The organism is Brevibacterium litoralis, from assembly GCF_040212315.1.
Classification (GTDB): Bacteria; Actinomycetota; Actinomycetes; order Actinomycetales; family Brevibacteriaceae; genus Brevibacterium; species Brevibacterium litoralis.
Window position 1 is genome coordinate 40,442 of sequence record NZ_JBDIUY010000012.1, and the last position, 18,960, is coordinate 59,401.

12 protein-coding genes and 1 pseudogene are annotated in these 18,960 nt (G+C 67.7%); 7 read left to right on the forward strand and 6 right to left on the reverse strand.

Annotated features, from left to right (window positions below):
* Positions 1-272 precede the first annotated feature (272 nt).
* Positions 273-3,749: a DNA-directed RNA polymerase subunit beta gene (rpoB, locus tag AAD496_RS03860; RefSeq protein ID WP_349827324.1), complete on the forward strand. Its 3,477-nt coding sequence runs from the start codon at positions 273-275 to the stop codon at positions 3,747-3,749.
* Positions 3,750-3,824: 75 nt separating this feature from the next.
* Complete coding sequence (locus AAD496_RS03865; protein ID WP_349827325.1) at positions 3,825-7,694, forward strand: DNA-directed RNA polymerase subunit beta'; 3,870 nt, start codon at positions 3,825-3,827, stop codon at positions 7,692-7,694.
* 148 nt (positions 7,695-7,842) lie between these two features.
* On the opposite strand, the gene AAD496_RS03870 is transcribed toward AAD496_RS03865, so the two are convergent.
* Entirely contained in the window at positions 7,843-8,868 is a 1,026-nt protein-coding gene (locus AAD496_RS03870; RefSeq protein ID WP_349827326.1) for a 6-phosphofructokinase, read from the reverse strand.
* A 156-nt stretch (positions 8,869-9,024) separates the two neighbouring features.
* The gene (locus tag AAD496_RS03875; RefSeq protein ID WP_349827327.1) at positions 9,025-9,804 is read right to left on the reverse strand and encodes a DUF1707 SHOCT-like domain-containing protein; all 780 of its coding nucleotides are present in this window, start codon (positions 9,802-9,804) and stop codon (positions 9,025-9,027) included.
* A gap of 85 nt (positions 9,805-9,889) precedes the next feature.
* On the opposite strand from AAD496_RS03875, the gene AAD496_RS03880 reads away from it, so the two are divergent.
* Positions 9,890-10,951 carry an NAD(P)-dependent alcohol dehydrogenase gene (locus tag AAD496_RS03880; RefSeq protein ID WP_349827328.1) on the forward strand — a complete coding sequence of 354 codons (1,062 nt, stop codon included), beginning with the start codon at positions 9,890-9,892 and terminating at the stop codon, positions 10,949-10,951.
* Positions 10,952-11,232: 281 nt separating this feature from the next.
* Here the strand turns inward: AAD496_RS03880 and AAD496_RS03885 are convergent, their stop codons facing one another.
* The 3 genes and pseudogenes from AAD496_RS03885 to AAD496_RS03895 all read right to left on the reverse strand — a co-directional run bounded on the left by AAD496_RS03885 (position 11,233) and on the right by AAD496_RS03895 (position 13,997).
* Positions 11,233-11,967 (reverse strand): DUF1707 SHOCT-like domain-containing protein, encoded by a 735-nt coding sequence (locus AAD496_RS03885; protein WP_349827329.1) that lies wholly within the window; start codon positions 11,965-11,967, stop codon positions 11,233-11,235.
* Between the two features lie 293 nt (positions 11,968-12,260).
* A pseudogene (locus tag AAD496_RS03890) lies at positions 12,261-13,580 on the reverse strand (ISL3 family transposase).
* 105 nt (positions 13,581-13,685) lie between these two features.
* The gene (locus tag AAD496_RS03895) at positions 13,686-13,997 is read right to left on the reverse strand and encodes a putative quinol monooxygenase (protein WP_270106395.1); all 312 of its coding nucleotides are present in this window, start codon (positions 13,995-13,997) and stop codon (positions 13,686-13,688) included.
* A 107-nt stretch (positions 13,998-14,104) separates the two neighbouring features.
* Here AAD496_RS03895 and AAD496_RS03900 point away from each other — a divergent pair, with 107 nt between their 5' ends.
* The 4 genes from AAD496_RS03900 (at position 14,105) to AAD496_RS03915 (ending at position 17,981) form a co-directional block, all read left to right on the forward strand.
* Entirely contained in the window at positions 14,105-15,046 is a 942-nt protein-coding gene (locus tag AAD496_RS03900; protein WP_349827330.1) for a GlxA family transcriptional regulator, read from the forward strand.
* 436 nt (positions 15,047-15,482) lie between these two features.
* Positions 15,483-16,067 (forward strand): hypothetical protein, encoded by a 585-nt coding sequence (locus tag AAD496_RS03905; protein WP_349827331.1) that lies wholly within the window; start codon positions 15,483-15,485, stop codon positions 16,065-16,067.
* 325 nt (positions 16,068-16,392) lie between these two features.
* Positions 16,393-16,884, forward strand: a complete 492-nt coding sequence (locus AAD496_RS03910; protein ID WP_349827332.1) for a hypothetical protein — start codon at positions 16,393-16,395, stop codon at positions 16,882-16,884.
* A 344-nt stretch (positions 16,885-17,228) separates the two neighbouring features.
* Complete coding sequence (locus AAD496_RS03915; protein WP_349827333.1) at positions 17,229-17,981, forward strand: SDR family NAD(P)-dependent oxidoreductase; 753 nt, start codon at positions 17,229-17,231, stop codon at positions 17,979-17,981.
* A 146-nt stretch (positions 17,982-18,127) separates the two neighbouring features.
* Here AAD496_RS03915 and AAD496_RS03920 read toward each other — a convergent pair whose 3' ends face one another.
* Positions 18,128-18,877, reverse strand: coding sequence for a response regulator (locus AAD496_RS03920; protein WP_349827334.1), 750 nt, complete (start codon positions 18,875-18,877; stop codon positions 18,128-18,130).
* Between the last annotated feature and the right edge of the window lie 83 nt (positions 18,878-18,960).

Here is an 18,960-nt window from a genome sequence, read left to right on the forward strand (position 1 = left end):
TACCACACAGGACTTGCCAACCGGCAAACGCAGGTCTACTCTGGATATTTGCGTTGCTTTGCCTTCGTGGTGCCTTCATATAGCGGTGGGCCCACCGGAGTTCCAAGGAAGTTCGTGACGGTCCGGATTGGGACTCGCGGTCGGACACACGTCCACCCCGCGTCCCGCCCGTGACCCGCCACATCGGCTTCCGATGGTGTCTCCGAACCCCTGCACACAGCGAGGGTGCAGCAGAGCCGGACTGATCAGGTGAACCCTTCGGAAGGATCCCATTGGCCGCCGCCAACGAACACACCAGGACCGCCAATCCGCCCCAGCGAGTGTCTTTCGCCAAGATCCACGAGCCCCTCGAGGTCCCGGATCTGCTCGGTCTGCAGACCGACAGCTTCGACTGGCTGATCGGCAACGAGGCATGGCAGGACCGCGTCATCGAGGCGACCGAGCGTGGGGACGACTCCGTCGCGACCACCGCCGGCCTCGAGGACATCTTCGAGGAGATCTCCCCGATCGAGGACTTCGGGGGCTCCATGTCCCTGTCCTTCCGGGAGCACCGCTTCGAGCCGCCCAAGTACTCGATCGACGAGTGCAAGGAACGCGACATCACCTACTCGGCTCCGCTGTTCGTCACCGCGGAGTTCATGAACAACAACACCGGTGAGATCAAGTCCCAGACGGTCTTCATGGGTGACTTCCCGCTCATGACCGACAAGGGCACCTTCATCATCAACGGCACCGAGCGCGTGGTCGTCTCGCAGCTCGTCCGTTCCCCGGGTGTCTACTTCGAGCGTGCGGCGGACAAGACCTCGGACAAGGACATCTACTCGGCCAAGGTCATCCCGTCCCGCGGTGCATGGCTGGAGTTCGAGGTCGACAAGCGTGACCAGGTGGGTGTGCGCCTGGACCGCAAGCGCAAGCAGTCCGTGACCGTCCTGCTCAAGGCGCTCGGTTGGACCGAGTCGCAGATCCTCGAGGAGTTCGGCGAGTTCGAGTCCGTCCGGGAGACCCTGGCCAAGGACACCGTCGAGACCCGCGAGGACGCGCTGCTCGACATCTACAAGAAGCTGCGTCCCTCGGAGCCGGCGACCGTCGAGGCCGCAGAGAACCTCCTGAAGAACCTGTACTTCAACCCCAAGCGCTACGACCTGGCGAAGGTCGGCCGCTACAAGGTCAACCGGAAGCTGGGCCTCGACGCCCCGCTGTCGGACTCGGTGCTGTCCGTCGACGACATCGTCGCGACCATCCGCTTCATCGTCTCGCTGCACGCCGACAAGGAGACCATGAAGGGTCAGGCCGGCGAGGACGAGGTCCGCGTCGCGCTCGACGACATCGACCACTTCGGCAACCGCCGCATCCGCGCCGTCGGTGAGCTCATCGAGAACCAGCTGCGCACGGGCCTGTCCCGCATGGAGCGCGTGGTCCGTGAGCGCATGACGACGCAGGACGTCGAGGCCATCACGCCGCAGACGCTCATCAACATCCGCCCGGTGAACGCCGCGATCAAGGAGTTCTTCGGGACCTCCCAGCTGTCGCAGTTCATGGACCAGAACAACCCGCTGGCCGGTCTGACGCACAAGCGTCGTCTCTCCGCGCTGGGTCCGGGCGGTCTGTCGCGCGACCGCGCCGGCATGGAGGTCCGCGACGTCCACCCCTCGCACTACGGACGTATGTGCCCGATCGAGTCCCCAGAGGGCCCGAACATCGGTCTGATCGGTTCGCTCGCGTCCTTCGCGCGCATCAACCCCTTCGGCTTCATCGAGACGCCCTACCGCAAGGTCGTCGACGGGGTCGTCACCGAGGAGACCGAGTACCTCACGGCGGACGACGAGCTGGCCTACAACATCGCGCAGGCCAACGCCCCGCTCACCGACGACCAGCGCTTCGCCGAGGACCACGTCCTGGCCCGTCCGGCCGGTGGTGGCGGTGAGGCGGAGCTCCTCCCCTCGACCGAGGTCCACTTCATGGACGTCTCGGCCCGCCAGATGGTGTCCGTCGCCGCCGCGCTCATCCCGTTCCTCGAGCACGACGACGCCAACCGCGCCCTCATGGGTGCGAACATGCAGCGTCAGGCGGTCCCGCTGGTCCGTGCGGAGGCACCCTTCGTCGGTACCGGCATGGAGTACCGTGCCGCCGTCGACGCCGGTGACGTCATCGTGGCAGAGAAGGCCGGTGTCGTGACCGAGGTGTCCGCCGACCACGTGACGGTGCAGAACGACGACGCCTCGTACTCCACGTACAAGGCCGCCAAGTTCGTCCGGTCCAACCACGGCACCTCCTACAACCAGAAGGTGCTCGTCGACGAGGGCGACCGCGTCGAGGTCGGTGCCGTCCTGGCCGACGGTCCGGCCACCGAGAACGGTGAGATGGCCCTGGGCAAGAACCTGCTCGTCGCCATCATGTCCTGGGAGGGTTACAACTTCGAGGACGCCATCATCCTGTCCCAGCGCATGGTGCAGGACGACGTCCTCTCCTCGATCCACATCGAGGAGCACGAGGTCGACGCCCGCGACACCAAGCTCGGTGCCGAGGAGATCACGCGGGACATCCCGAACATCTCCCCGGACGCGCTGGCCGACCTGGACGACCGCGGCATCATCCGTATCGGTGCCGAGGTCTCCGACGGCGACATCCTCGTCGGCAAGGTCACCCCGAAGGGTGAGACCGAGCTGACCCCGGAGGAGCGCCTGCTGCGCGCCATCTTCGGTGAGAAGTCGCGCGAGGTCCGCGACACCTCGCTCAAGGTGCCGCACGGCGAGGAGGGCACCGTCATCGGCGTCAAGGTCTTCGACCGCGACAACGACGACGAGCTGGCCCCCGGCGTCAACCAGATGGTCCGCGTCTACGTGGCCCAGCGCCGCAAGATCAAGGTCGGCGACAAGATGGCCGGCCGGCACGGCAACAAGGGCGTCATCTCGCGCATCCTCGCGCAGGAGGACATGCCGTTCATGGAGGACGGCACCCCGATCGACATCATCCTCAACCCGCACGGCATCCCGCGTCGTATGAACATCGGTCAGGTGTTCGAGGTCCACCTCGGCTGGATCGCCAAGCAGGGCTGGAAGATCGAGGGCAACCCCGAGTGGGCCAAGGACCTGCAGGCGCACTTCGACCGTGAGGTCGAGCCGGGTGCCCGCGTCGCCACGCCGGTGTTCGACGGCGCGCACGAGGAGGAGCTGCGGGGTCTGCTCGACTCCACGATCCCCAACCGCGACGGCGTGCGCATGATCGACTCCTCCGGCAAGGCCCGTCTGTTCGACGGCCGTTCCGGTGAGCCGTTCCCGTACCCGATCTCGGTCGGCTACATGTACATGCTGAAGCTCCACCACCTGGTGGACGACAAGATCCACGCACGTTCGACCGGTCCGTACTCGATGATCACCCAGCAGCCGCTCGGTGGTAAGGCGCAGTTCGGTGGTCAGCGCTTCGGTGAGATGGAGGTCTGGGCCCTGGAGGCGTACGGCGCCGCCTACACCCTGCAGGAGATCCTGACCACCAAGTCCGATGACGTCGTGGGCCGCGTGAAGGTCTACGAGGCCATCGTCAAGGGTGAGAACCTGCCGGACCCGGGCATCCCGGAGTCCTTCAAGGTCCTCATCAAGGAAATGCAGTCGCTCTGCCTGGACGTGGAGGTTCTCGCCTCCGACGGCATGGAGGTGTCGATGCGCGACCAGGACGACGAGGTGTACCGCGCCGCGGAGGAGCTGGGCATCAACCTGTCCCGCAACGAGGCCAACACCGTCGAAGAAGTCTGACAACCACACCTTCAGCCTTTACGAACGTGAGAACGACGACCCGAACCCGCGGTCGTCACGAGAAAGAGGATTTTCGTGCCTGACGTCAATTTCTTCGACGAACTGCGCATCGGCCTGGCCACGGCGGAGGACATCCGCAAGTGGTCCCACGGTGAGGTCAAGAAGCCCGAGACCATCAACTACCGCACCCTGAAGCCGGAGAAGGACGGTCTCTTCTGCGAGCGGATCTTCGGTCCCACCCGGGACTGGGAGTGCGCCTGCGGCAAGTACAAGCGTGTCCGCTTCAAGGGCATCATCTGCGAGCGCTGCGGCGTCGAGGTGACCCGTGCCAAGGTGCGCCGTGAGCGGATGGGCCACATCGAACTCGCCGCCCCGGTCACGCACATCTGGTACTTCAAGGGTGTGCCCTCCCGTCTGGGCTACCTGCTCGACCTCGCCCCGAAGGACCTGGAGAAGGTCATCTACTTCGCGGCGTACATGATCACCGACGTGGATGAAGAGTCCCGTCACCGTGACATGCCGTCCCTGCAGGCCCAGGTCGACGTCGAGCTCAAGCAGATGGAGGAGCGCCTCCACGCCAACATCCACAAGCGCCAGGTCAAGATGGAGGAGGACATCGCGGCACTCGAGGCCGACGGTGCCAAGGAATCCGCCATCGACAAGGTCAAGACGCAGGCGGAGAAGGAGATCAAGGCCCTCCGCCGGCGCCTCGACCGCGACCAGGACCGCCTCCGCGAGGTGTGGGACAGGTTCAAGAACCTCAAGGTCTCCGACCTCGAGGGCGACGAGATGCTCTACCGCGAGATGTTCCGTCGCTTCGGCATGTACTTCGAGGGCTCCATGGGTGCCCAGGCCCTCCAGAAGCGTCTCCAGGACTTCGACCTGGAGGCCGAGGCGGAGAACCTGCGCGAGCTCATCAAGACCGGCAAGGGTCAGCGCAAGACCCGTGCGCTCAAGCGCCTCAAGGTCGTCAACGCCTTCCTCACGACGGACAACCGTCCCGAGGGCATGGTGCTCGACGCGATCCCGGTGATCCCGCCGGAGCTGCGTCCGATGGTCCAGCTGGACGGTGGCCGCTTCGCGACCTCCGACCTCAACGACCTGTACCGTCGCGTGATCAACCGCAACAACCGCCTCAAGCGTCTGCTCGACCTGGGTGCGCCGGAGATCATCGTCAACAACGAGAAGCGGATGCTCCAGGAGGCCGTCGACTCGCTGTTCGACAACGGTCGCCGTGGTCGTCCGGTCACCGGTCCGGGCAACCGCCCGCTCAAGTCGCTGTCCGACATGCTCAAGGGCAAGCAGGGCCGCTTCCGGCAGAACCTGCTCGGTAAGCGCGTCGACTACTCGGGCCGTTCGGTCATCGTCGTCGGCCCGACTCTGCAGCTGCACCAGTGCGGTCTGCCCAAGACGATGGCACTCGAGCTCTTCAAGCCCTTCGTCATGAAGCGTCTGGTGGACCTCAACCACGCGCAGAACATCAAGTCGGCCAAGCGCATGGTCGAACGCCAGCACGGTCAGGTCTGGGACGTCCTCGAAGAGGTCATCACCGAGCACCCCGTGCTGCTCAACCGCGCACCGACGCTGCACCGTCTGGGCATCCAGGCCTTCGAGCCGCAGCTCATCGAGGGCAAGGCCATCCAGCTCCACCCGCTCGTCTGCTCGGCCTTCAACGCCGACTTCGACGGTGACCAGATGGCCGTGCACCTCCCGCTGTCGGTCGAGGCCCAGGCCGAGGCCCGCGTGATGATGCTCGCCGCGAACAACATCCTCAAGCCCTCGGACGGCAAGCCCGTGACCATGCCCTCGCAGGACATGATCATCGGTCTGTACCACCTCACCTCCGTGCGCACGGGTGTGCCGGGTGCCGGTCGTGCCTTCACCTCGATCGCCGAGGCCCAGATGGCCGCCGACCGCGGTGAGCTCGACTACGGCTCCGAGGTCACCATCCGCATCCACGACGTGGTGCCCGGTGGCGACATCGTGTCCGAGGACGGTTCGACCGAGCCGCGCGAGATGACGGTGCAGACGACCCTGGGTCGCGCCCTGTTCAACGAGCTGCTGCCGGCCGACTACGGCTTCGTCAACCGCACGGTCGACAAGAAGACGCTCTCGGCGATCATCAACCGCCTGGCGGACAAGTTCCCCACGGGTGTCACGGCACGCACGCTCGACGCCTTCAAGGCCGCGGGCTTCTACTGGGCCACCCGGTCCGGTCTGTCCGTCGCCATGACGGACGTCGTCTCCCCGTCCTCCAAGGAGGGCATGCTGGAGGAGGCGGAGGTCGCCTCGGCGAAGATCCAGGAGCAGTTCGACTTCGGTATGCTCACCGACGACGAGCGCCGTTCCGAGCTCGTGAAGATCTGGTCGGAGACCACCGACAAGGTCGCCGATGCGATGCAGGAGAACTTCCCGGAGGGCAACTCCGTGCTCCGCCTCGTCGAGTCCGGTGCCTCCGGTAACTGGACGCAGGTCCGTCAGCTCGCCGGTATGCGCGGCCTGGTGACGAACCCGAAGGGTGAGATCATCCCGCGTCCGATCAAGTCGAACTACCGCGAGGGCCTCTCCGTCCTCGAGTACTTCATCGCCTCGCACGGTGCCCGTAAGGGTCTGGCCGACACCGCTCTGCGTACGGCCGACTCGGGTTACCTGACCCGTCGTCTGGTCGACGTCTCGCAGGACGTCATCATCCGCGCCGAGGGCACCGACTCGAAGGTGGGCATCACCCTGCCCGTCGCCGAGGAGGACGCGAACGGTGTGCTCGTGGCGCACGAGAACGTGGAGACCAGCGTCTGCGGTCGCCTCACGGTCCAGGACGTCACGGACGCCGACGGCAACGTCATCGTCCCGGCCAAGACCGACGTCACCATGGAGCACGTCGAGGCGCTCGTCGCCGCCGGTGTGCGCGAGGTGAAGCTGCACTCGGTCCTCACCTCGGACAACGACGTGGAGATCAGCTCCGAGCACTACGGCCGGTCGCCGGCCACCGGTAAGACGGTGGATATCGGTGAGGCCGTCGGTACGGTCGCCGCGCAGTCCATCGGTGAGCCCGGTACCCAGCTGACGATGCGTACCTTCCACACCGGTGGTGTGGCCGCCGGCGGCGGGGGCGACATCACGCAGGGTCTGCCCCGCGTGACCGAGCTCTTCGAGGCCCGGACGCCCAAGGGTTACGCCCCGATCGCTGAGGCCGGTGGCCGCGTGAAGGTCGACGACAGCCGCAAGAGCCGTTACGTCATCATCGTCCCGGACGACGGTGGCGAGGAGGTCGAGCACGCCGTCGGTCGCCGCGCCAAGCTGCTGGTCGAGGACGGGCAGTCCGTCATGGCCGGGCAGAAGCTCATCGAGGGTGCGGTCGACCCCAAGCAGGTGCTGCGCATCCTGGGTCGCCGTGCCGCCGAGCGCTTCCTGGTGGACGAGGTCCAGAAGGTGTACCGCTCGCAGGGCGTGGGCATCCACGACAAGCACATCGAGGTCATCGTGCGGCAGATGCTCCGTCGCGTGACGGTCATCGAGCCCGGCGACACGAACCTGCTGCCCGGTGAGCTCGTGGACCGCGGTCGGTACAAGCAGGAGAACCAGCGCGTCGTCGCCGAGGGTGGTACCCCGGCCTCGGCACGTGACGAGCTCATGGGTATCACCAAGGCCTCGCTCGCCACCGACTCCTGGCTCTCGGCCGCCTCCTTCCAGGAGACGACCCGCGTCCTCACCGAGGCCGCGCTCGAGGGCAAGTCCGACCCGCTGCTCGGTCTCAAGGAGAACGTCATCCTCGGTAAGCTCATCCCGGCCGGCACGGGCCTGCACAAGTTCCGTGACCAGATCGTGGAGCCCACCGACGAGGCGAAGTCCGAGATCTACTCGAACCCCTACGGCGACTTCTACGCGTCGATGGACACCAGCGCCGTCCCGCTGGACGAGTACAACTTCGGCGGTTTCACCAACTGAGGTGAACCCTGAGGTGCCGGCTCCCTGAGCGGGCATGAGGAAGGGCCCGGATCCGAGAGGATCCGGGCCCTTCCTCATGCCGCCGACGAGGCGCCTCGGCGGCGTGGAACTCAGCCGGTGGGGTGCCGGGGGTGGGGCGGCGTCAGGCTCAGCCCAGCAACACCTGGATCTCGTCCCAGCGTTCCTGCGGGACGGTGTTGAGGCGGTCGACGGCGTCCTTGAGCTGCACGTGTGCGATGTCGGTGCCGGACAGGGCGGCCATGTGTCCCCACTTGCCCTGGTGGGCGATGTCGACGGCGGCCATCCCCAGGCGGGTGGCGAGCACCCGGTCGAACGCGGTGGGGGACCCGCCGCGCTGCAGGTGGCCGAGGGTCACCGGCCGGGTCTCGATCCCGGTGCGCTCCTCGATGATGGGCGCCAGGTGGTCGCCGATCCCGCCCAGGCGCACTCGCCCGTGCTTGTCGGTGCCGCGGTCGGACACCTCCTCGTCCATGCCGACCGGCTTGAACCCTTCCGCGACGACGACGATCGGCGCACGGCCACGGTCCCAGGCGCTCGTCACCCATTCGCAGATCTGTTCGTAGCTCTGCGGGAACTCGGGGATGAGGACGGCGTGCGCACCGGAGGCCATGCCGGCCTGCAGGGCGATCCAGCCGACGTTCCGCCCCATCACTTCGATAACCATGCACCGGTGGTGGGACTCCGCGGTCGTGCGGATCCGGTCGATCGACTCACTGGCGATCGCCTGGGCGGTGTCGAACCCGAAGGTGTAGTCGGTGTCGTCCAGGTCGTTGTCGATCGTCTTCGGCACGCCGATGACGTTCATGCCCTCGTCGTTGGCCAGGCGGGCGGCCCCGGACAGGGTGCCCTCGCCACCGATGGCGATGAGTGCGTCGAGCCCGCGGCGCACCATCACCTGCTTCATCTGGTCCGGCCCGCCGTCCGAGTAGGGGTGTGTGCGGCTGGTGCCGAGGATCGTGCCGCCGCGTCCGCTCAGACCCCGGACGTCGTGCTGGTGGAGGGGGAACATGTCGTCCTCGAGCAGCCCGCGCCAGCCGTCGCGGATGCCGGTGAACGAGTACCCGTAGCCGCGGATGCCCTTGCGGACCGCGCCACGGATGACGGCGTTGAGACCCGGCGCGTCGCCGCCGGAGGTGAGGATGCCGATGTGCATGGAGAAGCTCCTGGGTCACGTCGAGACGGTCGGATCCGAGAACGGGGAGGATCTGGGTTGATCACCGCCCACTCTAATGTGCGCGGGTGACGAGCAAGTGTCCTCTCCCGGTAGAGGACGGTGGCGGCTGCCGAGGGCAGGGCGCCTCGGCCGCGGTCACCCGGCGGTGCGGTTCGCGTCCTTGGGATAGCGCCGGTGGAGCTTGACGTCGCTTCCGCCGAGCACGTTGACGCCGGTGAGGACCAGGGTGCCGTTCGAGCCGTCGCCCTGGGCGTTCTTCTTGATCCCGGACCCGCCGAGCACGTTCGCGGTGCGGTCGATGATCCGTACACCCGGCGGTACGTAGAGGTTGTTGCCGCCCATGAAGGTGTGGCATTCCATGGTGACCTCGGCGTCGGGGTGGGTGAGGACCTCGGTGAGGTCGACGTTGTCGCCGCCCAGCAGCGCCCAGGTCTGCGTGTGGGTGGTGCCTTCCGGCAGGGTCACGTTCTTGCCGCCGAGCACGGCGAGCGAGGTGTCCCCGCCCATCTGCCCGAAGGTCGCCGGCAGGTGCGGGTCGCGCAGGTGCGGGTCGCGCGGGACCGGCGGGTGGGCTCCGGGTCGGCGGGCCAGGTCCGTTCCCGGACCACCCGCTCCCGAGGCGCCCTGCCCCCGGCCCCGTCCCTGTCCTTCCGGGTCCACCTGGCGCACGATAGTCGCGGCGAGGTCCTGTCCCTCGGGGAGGTCCTCGAGGTGCGCGGGGAGTTCGTCCAGGAACTTGGTGGCCATGACGGCGGACTGGCGTTCGTCGACTTCTTCAACGTCGAGGCGGCCGTTCGCGTGGGCGCGGGCGAGGACTTCGAGCACGGCGTCCCGGTCGGCGTCCGAGGCGCGCATCCGTCGCTTCCGGGCGGGTGGGGAGTCCGCGGAGTCGGGGGAGCGGTCGTCATCGGTCATGTCTCCACTCTACGGGGAGGTGTCCACGGTCGGTCCCGGATCGACCCCTTACATGAGGTGGTGATGGAGGAGTAACGTGCGGGCCATGCGTGCAGTCGTCTTCGAGAAGTTCCAGACGTTCCCGTCCCTCACCGACATCGAGAAGCCCACTCCCGGACCCGGCGAGGTCCTGCTCAAGGTGGCCGGTTCCGGTGCCTGCCACTCCGACGTCGCTCTGTACAAGGAGTTCGCCGAGGGTGATCCGGGCGCCTCGGCACCGCCCTTCGTGCTCGGGCACGAGATCTCCGGCTGGGTCGAGGAGGTGGGTGACGGCGTCTCCGGCCTGGAAATCGGTTCGGCGCACCTGGTCTACGGGCCGATCGGCTGCGGCCGGTGCAAGGCGTGCACCCGCGGGCAGGACACCTACTGCGAGAACCAGGCCTCGATGCCCTACCTGGCGAGCGGGATCGGCAGGAACGGCGGCATGGCCGAGTACGTGACGGTGCCGGCGCGGAACCTCGTGCCGCTCGGGGACGCCGACCCGGTCGACGCCGCCCCGTTGTCCGACGCCGGGCTCACGCCCTACCACGCGATCAAGCTGTCGCTGCCGGTGTTGAACGGCGGTGGGAAGTTCGCCCTCGTCATCGGCCTGGGCGGGTTGGGCCTCGTGGCCGTGCAGATCCTGCGGGCGCTCACCGGGGCGACGATCATCGCGACCGACATGAAGCCCGAGGCGATGGCGAAGGCCGAGGAGTACGGGGCCGTCACCGTGCCCGGCGGTGACGACCAGGTCGAGAGGATCCGCGAGATCACCGGTGGTCGGGGCGTCGACGCGGCCTTCGACTTCGTCGGGGCCACACCCACGATCGCGGCGGCGCACGCCTCGGTCGCGGTGCAGGGAAGGGTGACGATCGTGGGGATCGCAGGCGGGGAGCTGCAGGGCTGGAATTTCTTCACCAACCCCTATGAAGCCGTCACGACGAACACCTACTGGGGCACGATCGAGGACCTCCACGAGGTCGCGGCCATGTACCGGGCCGGGCAGATCGTCCCGCAGATCGAGCGGTACTCACTCGACGACGCCCTCGAGGCCTACGGGAAGCTGGAGGCCGGGAAGATCGACGGCCGCGCGGTCATCGTGCCCCACGCCGTGGCCGGCGAGGACTGAGCCCGACGCCGCCCGAACCCCGGGACCCCACCACTGAGCCCGACGCCGCCCGAACCCCGGCACCCCACCACCGAGCCCGACGCCGCCCGAACCCCGGCCATCTCCGCCGGAAATCACGGACTCTGTCGCAGATGCCGGGTTCCGGAGCCCGGCATCTGCACTGAAACTCGTGATCACGGAGTCGGCGCCGCCCCCAGGCGCCCAAAAGATCTAGTTATCATTCATGATAACTAGAGTATTTTAGATATCGCTAGATTCCGCGTGACCGCGTCATCGCCCCGTCACTCCAGCATGCGGTGGTCGTTCTCGCCGCCACGCAGGCGGACGGCCGTCCCGGCCATGAGGTGCCCGCCGGTGAGGACCAGGGTCCCGTTCGAACCGTCGCCGCGGGCCCCGGGTTCGATCTCGACGCCGGCCATGACGTTGAATGTGCGGTCGACGATCCGCACCCCCTCCGGGACGAAGATCGCGTGCCCGCCCCACATGGCGAACAGGTGTGCGGTGAATTCGACGCCGGGTCCCATGACGGTCGACAGGTCGGTGGTCGTCCCGCCCATGAGGGCGAAGGTCCGGCTCGACGGGGTGCCCGCCTCGGGCACCAGTTCCTTGCCCGACCACAGGACGAAGGCACTGCTCGGCGCGCCGGACCCCGGGACGGCCGGGACCGCTGGCACGGGCGCGCCGCCGGCCGGGCGAGGTGCCAGGGTCCCGGCATCTCGCCGGGTGATCGCGTGCCCTCCGGTCGACCCCGCTCCCGAGGCGCCCGCACCACTGGCACCGGCCTCACCCCCGGCTAACTGTCCGTAGATCTCCTGGGCCACTGCGCGCCCTTCCGGCAGGTCGACGACGACCGGCGGCAGCTCGTCCAGATAGCGGGAGGCGAACACGGTCTGTTGGCGCTCGTCGACCTCCGTGGCGTCCAGGCGTCCGGCGGCGTGGGCGGCGGCGAGGACGTCGAAGACCGCGTCGCGGCCGGCATCGGCGGCGCGCAGGCGGGGGAGGGGAGTGTCGGTCACCCGCCCAGCCTACGGCCGTGTCGTCGTCTGTACGTTGCGTCCTCCCGGGGCGCTGCCGAGGCGCCCTGCCCCGGGCAGTACTGTGACCTGAAACGGTGATGTGTCGAAAACCGAATCACCATCCGGGATGCGGAACGGTGGTAGTGCGCCGGGTGGGCGGGCGCTCGGTTCGCGGGGGTGCGGGAGGACTCCGGGGGAGTCGGCTCGTGGAGCAGCCGATCCACCGCCGCGTGTGAGTCCCGGCGGCGATCCGATGAGCACATGCGTGCTGATCCGAGGAGAACACGGGCTCTTCACAATTCGGGGTGTAGTCGGGGTCTGAATCCGCCGGTCTCGAGCAGGCTTCGGGCGATGTAGTTGGTCAGGTTGCGGAACCCGAGTGCGGAGCCGCGCAGGTGTTCGAGCCGTCCGTTGAGTGCCTCGGTCGGCCCGTTGCTGGTGCCGAGTCGTTCGAAGTAGGCGAGCACGTCGGCGGCTCGCTTCTTCAGGGTCCGGCCCAGGGTGGTGAGCTCGGTGAGCACCTTGGGGACGCCGGCGCTGAGGTCGGTGATCAGCTTCTCCATGAGCTCGCGGCCACGTTGCCGGTCCTCGTGGCGATAGGCGGCGATCATCCGCTGGTAGACACCCCAGGTCGCCTCGACCTCGACGTGAGCGTCATCAACGAACAGCGCGCGTAGCCTGTCGCTCTGCTTGTCGGTGAGCAGGTCCGAGCCGGTGTGCAGCGTGCGCCGCGACTTGTAGAGCGGATCGTCCCTGAACCCACGGTGCCCGTGGATCGCGAGTTGGACCCGGCGCCGGCACCTGTCGAGGGCGTCACCGGCCAGGCGCACGACGTGGAAGGGATCCATCACCGTGACCGCGTCCGGGACCTCCTCCGCAGCGGCGGTCCTGAACCCGGTGAAGCCGTCCATCGCGACCACCTCGACCGCGTCACGGAAGGCGACGTCGCGGTCGGCGAGCCAGGTCGTGAACGCCGCCTTCGACCGGCCCTCGACCATGTCCAGCAGCCTTGCTGGGCCGGCGCCATCGCGGACCGGGGTGAGGTCGATGATCACGGTGACGTACTTGTCGCCACGCCTGGTGTGGCGCCAGACGTGCTCATCGACGCCAATCACCTTCACGCCCTCGAACCGCGTGGGGTCGTTGATCAGCAGCCGCTTGCCTTCGGCCAGGACCGCGTTGTTGGCGGTGTCCCACGCGCCCCCGAGTCCCTCGGCGACACGGGCGACGGTGAGGTGTGCGACCACGGTCCCTTCCAGCGCCCACCGCAGCCCGGTGCGCGAGAGCTTCGCGCGTGGCTCCGCCGCGGTGCTGGTGTCTTGGCGTCACACGTGTCCGCAGTCTGCACAGCGGTAGCGGCGCACTACAACTTCCAGCACGGTCGGTCGCCAGCCCAGCGGCTCGTGGGCCAACCGCCGGATCACGGTGTCACGAGCGGCGCCTTCGCTGCCGCACCGTCGGCACCACTGATCTGGTTCCACCACGCGGCACGCGAGGACCGCACGATCCGGTTCAAGTCGTTGCCCGATGACGCTCAGACCGAGGCCGTCGAGTCGAGCGAAGGCGGTCAGGTCAGGGCGGCCGAAGCCGGCCGGCGGGGTAGCGTCGGGCACGTCGAGGTCTTTCCGATGGATGGCGTAGGAGCCTCCATCGGAAAGACCTCGACGTCTATCTGCGGACTGACTCGGCGGGGCGCGATCGTCTCGTGCGTCGGCGGACTACGGGAGCTTGGACGCGAGGACGTCGGCCGCCAGGATCTCGGGTGCTGCGCTGAGGAGGTGCTGGTTGGCCGTCAGGGCTGCGACGATGGCGCCGTTGGCGTGGGCGTCGCGAGCGGCCTCGTCGGGGAATGCATCGAAGATCCAGAAGGTGTCGGCGTGGGTCCTGACCGCGAACCAGACAATCGTTCCTACTTCTTCGTTGGCGAGTGCGACAGCGCCGGCGAGCAGATCGGCGAGCGCGTCGTGCTGTCCATCGGCCGCGACGATCTTGGCGACGAAGGCATACGGAAGTGATGCGGGTGTGGACATGAGGGACTCTCCTAGGTGTCGGGGTTCTTCGTGGGACGAGTTCAGCGTATGACGAGCGAGGGCCGGTGGGGAGTGGCGTATACGGCAGTATTGCTATCATTAGCGCCATGCGTATCGGACTGATCGCGATCGACGGCTGCTTCGGTTCGGCTATCGCGTCGATCATCGACATCGTGCGGGTGGCCGACGGAGCTCGCGGCGATGTCGACCCGCGGATCGACCCGATCGAACTCGCCATCCTCGGACCGAAACGGCGGGTGACCACGACGGCATCGATGACCCTGTCGGTGGACCAGCCGCTGTCGGAGTCCGGAGAGTTCGACGTGGTCGTCGTCCCTGCGCTTGGAACCCTTACGGCCGCCGCTACCAACGACGTCCTCCAGAGCCGAGATGCTCGTTCGGTCATCGCCTCGCTCGGGCGCCTCGACGACGCGACCACCCGGATCGCCGCGGCGTGCACCGGCGTGTTCGCCGTCGCCGAGACAGGACGGATGCATCATCGGCGGGCGACGACCAGCTGGTTCCTGGGGCCGGAGTTCCGGAAGCGCTATCCGACCGTCGCCCTCGATCTCGACACCATGGTCGTGGTCGACGGGAACCTCGTCACCGCCGGCGCCGCCTTCGCCCACATCGACCTCGCGCTCTCACTCGTGCGATCGATCAGCCCCGACCTGGCCCAACATGTCGCCAAGCTCCTCATCATCGACGAGCGCCCGTCGCAGGCGGCTTTCGTCGCCTACGAACATCTCCGGCACGAGGACCCGATCGTCGTCGAGTTCGAACGCTTCGTGCGCGCCCGCCTGGACGAACCGTTCGACGTCGCCTTCGTCGCGCAGTCGCTCGGCACCAGCCGGCGCACCCTCGAACGACGAGTCCGTGCGGCGCTCAACCTCACTCCGCTCGGCTTCGTCCAACGGCTTCGCACCGAACGAGCTCGACACCTCTCAGCAACCACGGACCTCACCTCCGCCGAGATCGCGCTACGGGTCGGCTACGCAAACGCCGAGACTCTGCGCTCCCTCCTACGCAGGGAGCGACGCCGTTCCTGACCTATCGCCATGCCTGTAGCCTGTGTCCTAGCGCTCGGTTGGAACCACCTCTCAGCACGTCGCGTCGACGCTCCTGCGTCGCCCCTGGACTACCCTCTCGACACGCCCGCAGCACAGCCCATGTGACGTGCCCCGACTTCCCGGACTGTCGGGGTTGGGTGGCTGTGATGTCGCTGCGTTCTCGTCGAGCGGGTCAGCAGACCCGATCAGAGTCGATTGGGATGAGCCGCGAAGGCGGTTGGGTCAGGGCGGCCGAAGCCGGCCGGCGGGGTAGCGTCGGGCACGTCGAGGTCTTTCGGACGGATGGCGTAGGAACCTCCATCGTCGGGAGACCTCGACGTCTATCTGCGGACCGACGCGCCCGGCCGACCTACACCTTCATCTGGGAAGAGCCCTCTCTCCGCTGCCCGACGGTGCCGAGGAGGGCACGCTCACCGTGGTGGTCGTCGACCCGGCGGGCAACGAGTCCGAGGAGACCGTCGTGATCGTCGGGGAGTCGGATCCGGTCGAGCCCGACCCGGAACCGACGCCCCCCGAGCCCGAGCCGAGTGACGATCCGACGACCGAGGACCCGGCACCCGAACCGGTGCCGACGGACCCGGAGACCGAGGATCCTGCCACGGAGGACCCGTCGACCGATCCGACGGACCCGGGAGAAGACCCGGTGACGGAGGATCCGGCTGAGGACCCCGACGCGCCGCAGGTACCGCCGGCCGAAGATCCCGCGGTGGATCCCGGCCAGGACCCTGCAACCGATCCGGCCAAGGATCCGGCTGAGGACCCGTCCGAGGACTCCGCTGAGCAGGAGGAGACCGCGGCCGGTGAGGATCCGGTGGCACCGAAGTCCGGACGCGAATCCGAGCACGCGGTCGACGGGGAGGACGAGGCCGACGAGGCCACACCTCTGCCGCGGACCGGAGCTCTCGGCACCCGGGTGATGGGCGGTATCGGAGCCGGGTTCCTGGCGGTCGGTGGGTTGATCCTCGCGGTCGTCCGGCGCATCCGGAACCGCGAGGAGTAACTCCGGCTACGACATCACGGCCGTATGTCGTGGTCACGGTGGACGAACACCGTGGCTACGGCATACGGCCGTGTCGTCTTGTGCGCCAACGTCGCGATGCCCTGACCCGGGCAGACGTGTGATCCATATCGGTGATGTATCGAAAACCGAAGTGTCATCCGGGATTCGGAACGGTGGGGGTGTGTCCGGTGGGCGGGCGCCTCGGCGGCGGGGGAGTGGGAGGACTCTGAAGGAGTCGGCTCGTGGAGCAGCCGATACACCGCCGCGCACGTGAAACACGGCGACGATCCGATGAGCACACCAGTGCTGATCCGAGGAGAACACCGTGAACCGGTCCCGCACCCATCGCACCCACCGAGCACGCACGTCGCTGGCCCAGGCGCCCGTCCTCGGGAACGTCCGTCCCGTCGCCCAGGAGCCCTCCCATACCCAGTGGACCGCTGGTTGGTCGTTGCTGTCCGTCCCGTTGTCGATTCTGGGCCTCGCTGTCATGGCGTTGGCCCTCGTGGGGTGCAGCCGCGCGGTCCCGCGGGATTTCCCCGACGAGGTCCCTCTCGTCACCGGTGACGTCCTCGAGCTCCAGGAGCTGGGCGACGGCTGGTCGTTCGTGAGCGAGGCCGGGGCCGACGAGCTCGAGGCCGCGCTGTCCGCATTGCAGGACGCCGGCTTCGAGGTGATCGGATCGACCGGGATCGACGAGGAGACCGGTGGGACCGAGCCGGGTGCCGCCTACTCGCTGGCGAACCCGGACTACTCGGTTCGTCTGGGTGTGTCGGCGAACGGCGAGCACCTCACGTATGGGGTGGCCGAGCGATGATGTGAGTGTGTCTTCAACGAGGGCCATTACGATCGCCCGACCCCGTCGGAACTACGAGGAGTGATTCCGACTCGTTGATCAGGGTTGCGGCCTCAAACGCTGTCGCTTCCCTTCGAGTGCGAGCTGAGTGGTGGATCTCCGTCTTGTACGAGAATCCGCCATTCAGCTCGCACTCGACTGTGGTGGGTCCGACGTCGTCCGACGGACTCGGGTGGGAGTGACCGGGATGTGGACCTTTGTGTATGCGGTCCCGGACACCTGTCGTGACTGATGGATCACCACCTACCGTGGAGGGTAGAGGCACGTGGAAGACATCCACGGCCCGTGCGTTCGAGGAGAACACCATGGCATTCGAAGACAAGGTCGCACTCGTCACCGGCGGCGGTTCTGGACTGGGCGAGGCCATCGCCAAGGATCTCGCGTCGAAGGGCGTGAAGGTCGTCGTCTCCGACATCAACACCGAAGGAGCCCAGCGGGTGGTCGACGAGATCGTCGCCGCCGGGGGCGAAGCCGCACCCTTCACCGCGAACACCGCCGTCGCCGAGGACAGCAAGAAGGCCGTCGACTTCGCCGTCGAGACCTACGGCAAGCTCAACTACGCCGTGAACAACGCCGGCATCGGTGGCGCCCAGGCCCCCGCGGGTGAGATCGACCTGGAGGACTGGGACCGCGTCATCGACATCAACCTCAACGGTGTGCTCTACGGGATGCGCTACCAGATCCCGGCCATGCTCGAGGCCGGGGCGGGGGAGTCGTCCATCGTCAACATGGCCTCGATCCACGGCACCGTCGCCGCTCCTCTCAACGCCGCCTACACCGCCGCCAAGCACGGCGTCGTCGGCGTCACCAAGAACGCCGCGGCGGAGTACGGGGCCGCGGGCCTGCGGATCAACGCGGTGGGTCCGGCCTACATCGAGACCCCGCTCCTGGCGAACCTGCCCCAGGAGGCCTACGACGCCCTGGCCGCCAAGCACCCGCTCGGTCGCCTGGGCCGCCCGGAGGAGGTCGCCGCTCTCGTGCGGTTCCTGCTCTCGGAGGAGGCCAGCTTCATCACCGGCTCCTACCACCTGGTCGACGGCGGCTACACCGCGGTCTGACCGGCGGCCCCACAGACGAAATCACGGCCGTATGTTGTCATCCCGGTGATCGAACACCGTGACGACGACATACGGCCGTGATCTCGTGTGCGGGGCACCCGGGCACCCGGGCACCCGGGCACCCGGGCACCCGGGCACGTTCCGCATCAGCCGAGGGCACGCTCGGTCAGCACGGCGATCGGGACCTGGTTGCTGCTGTCCAGGCCGTACTTGATGCCGATCGAGCGGAGATGCGTCTTCACGGTGGATTGTGAGATGTGCATTCCCCGCGCGATGTCCGGGCCCGACTCCCCGTCCCGGACTCGGCGGGCCACCTGCGCCTCCGTCTCCGTGAGGAGCGCGAACTTCTCCCTCGCCACACGGCGGTGGTCCTCACCGGACGACTGCCCCACGAGGGCGATCATCCCGCGGGCCGCCTCCGGGGAGAAGAAGGAGTGGTCCTGCGCGGCCTCCCGCACGGCCCGGGCGTAGTCGCCCATCTCGCCACCCTTGAGCAGGAATCCCACCACGCCCGCCTCGATGGCGCGGGACAGGAGTTCGGGGTCGTGATCGAGGGACGTCATGAGCACGACCTTGGGCGGCCGGAGTCCGCTCGTCATCCGGGCGGCCGCCTCGATCCCGGTCATCCTCGGCATGCGGATGTCCATGAGGGCGACATCGGGGTAGTGCCGAGCCGCGGAATCCACCGCAGCGGCACCGTCGGTGGCCGTCGCGACGATCTCGATCCCCTCCTCGGAACCGACCGTCCCGGCGAGTGCACCGACGACGATGGGATCGTCGTCGACGAGGAGGACGCGGATCGCGGAATGCGATATGACGTCGGACGGCGATGGTGCGCCGGCTGGCAATGGTGCGCCGGCCGCGGAGCGGGAGACGGGGGAGCGCGAGGTTCTCATCGCTCCTCACCCTAGGCAGGGGCACGGACACACATCCTGTGCGCAAGTCTCACCAGCGGATCCGTTGTCGGACCGAGACCCGA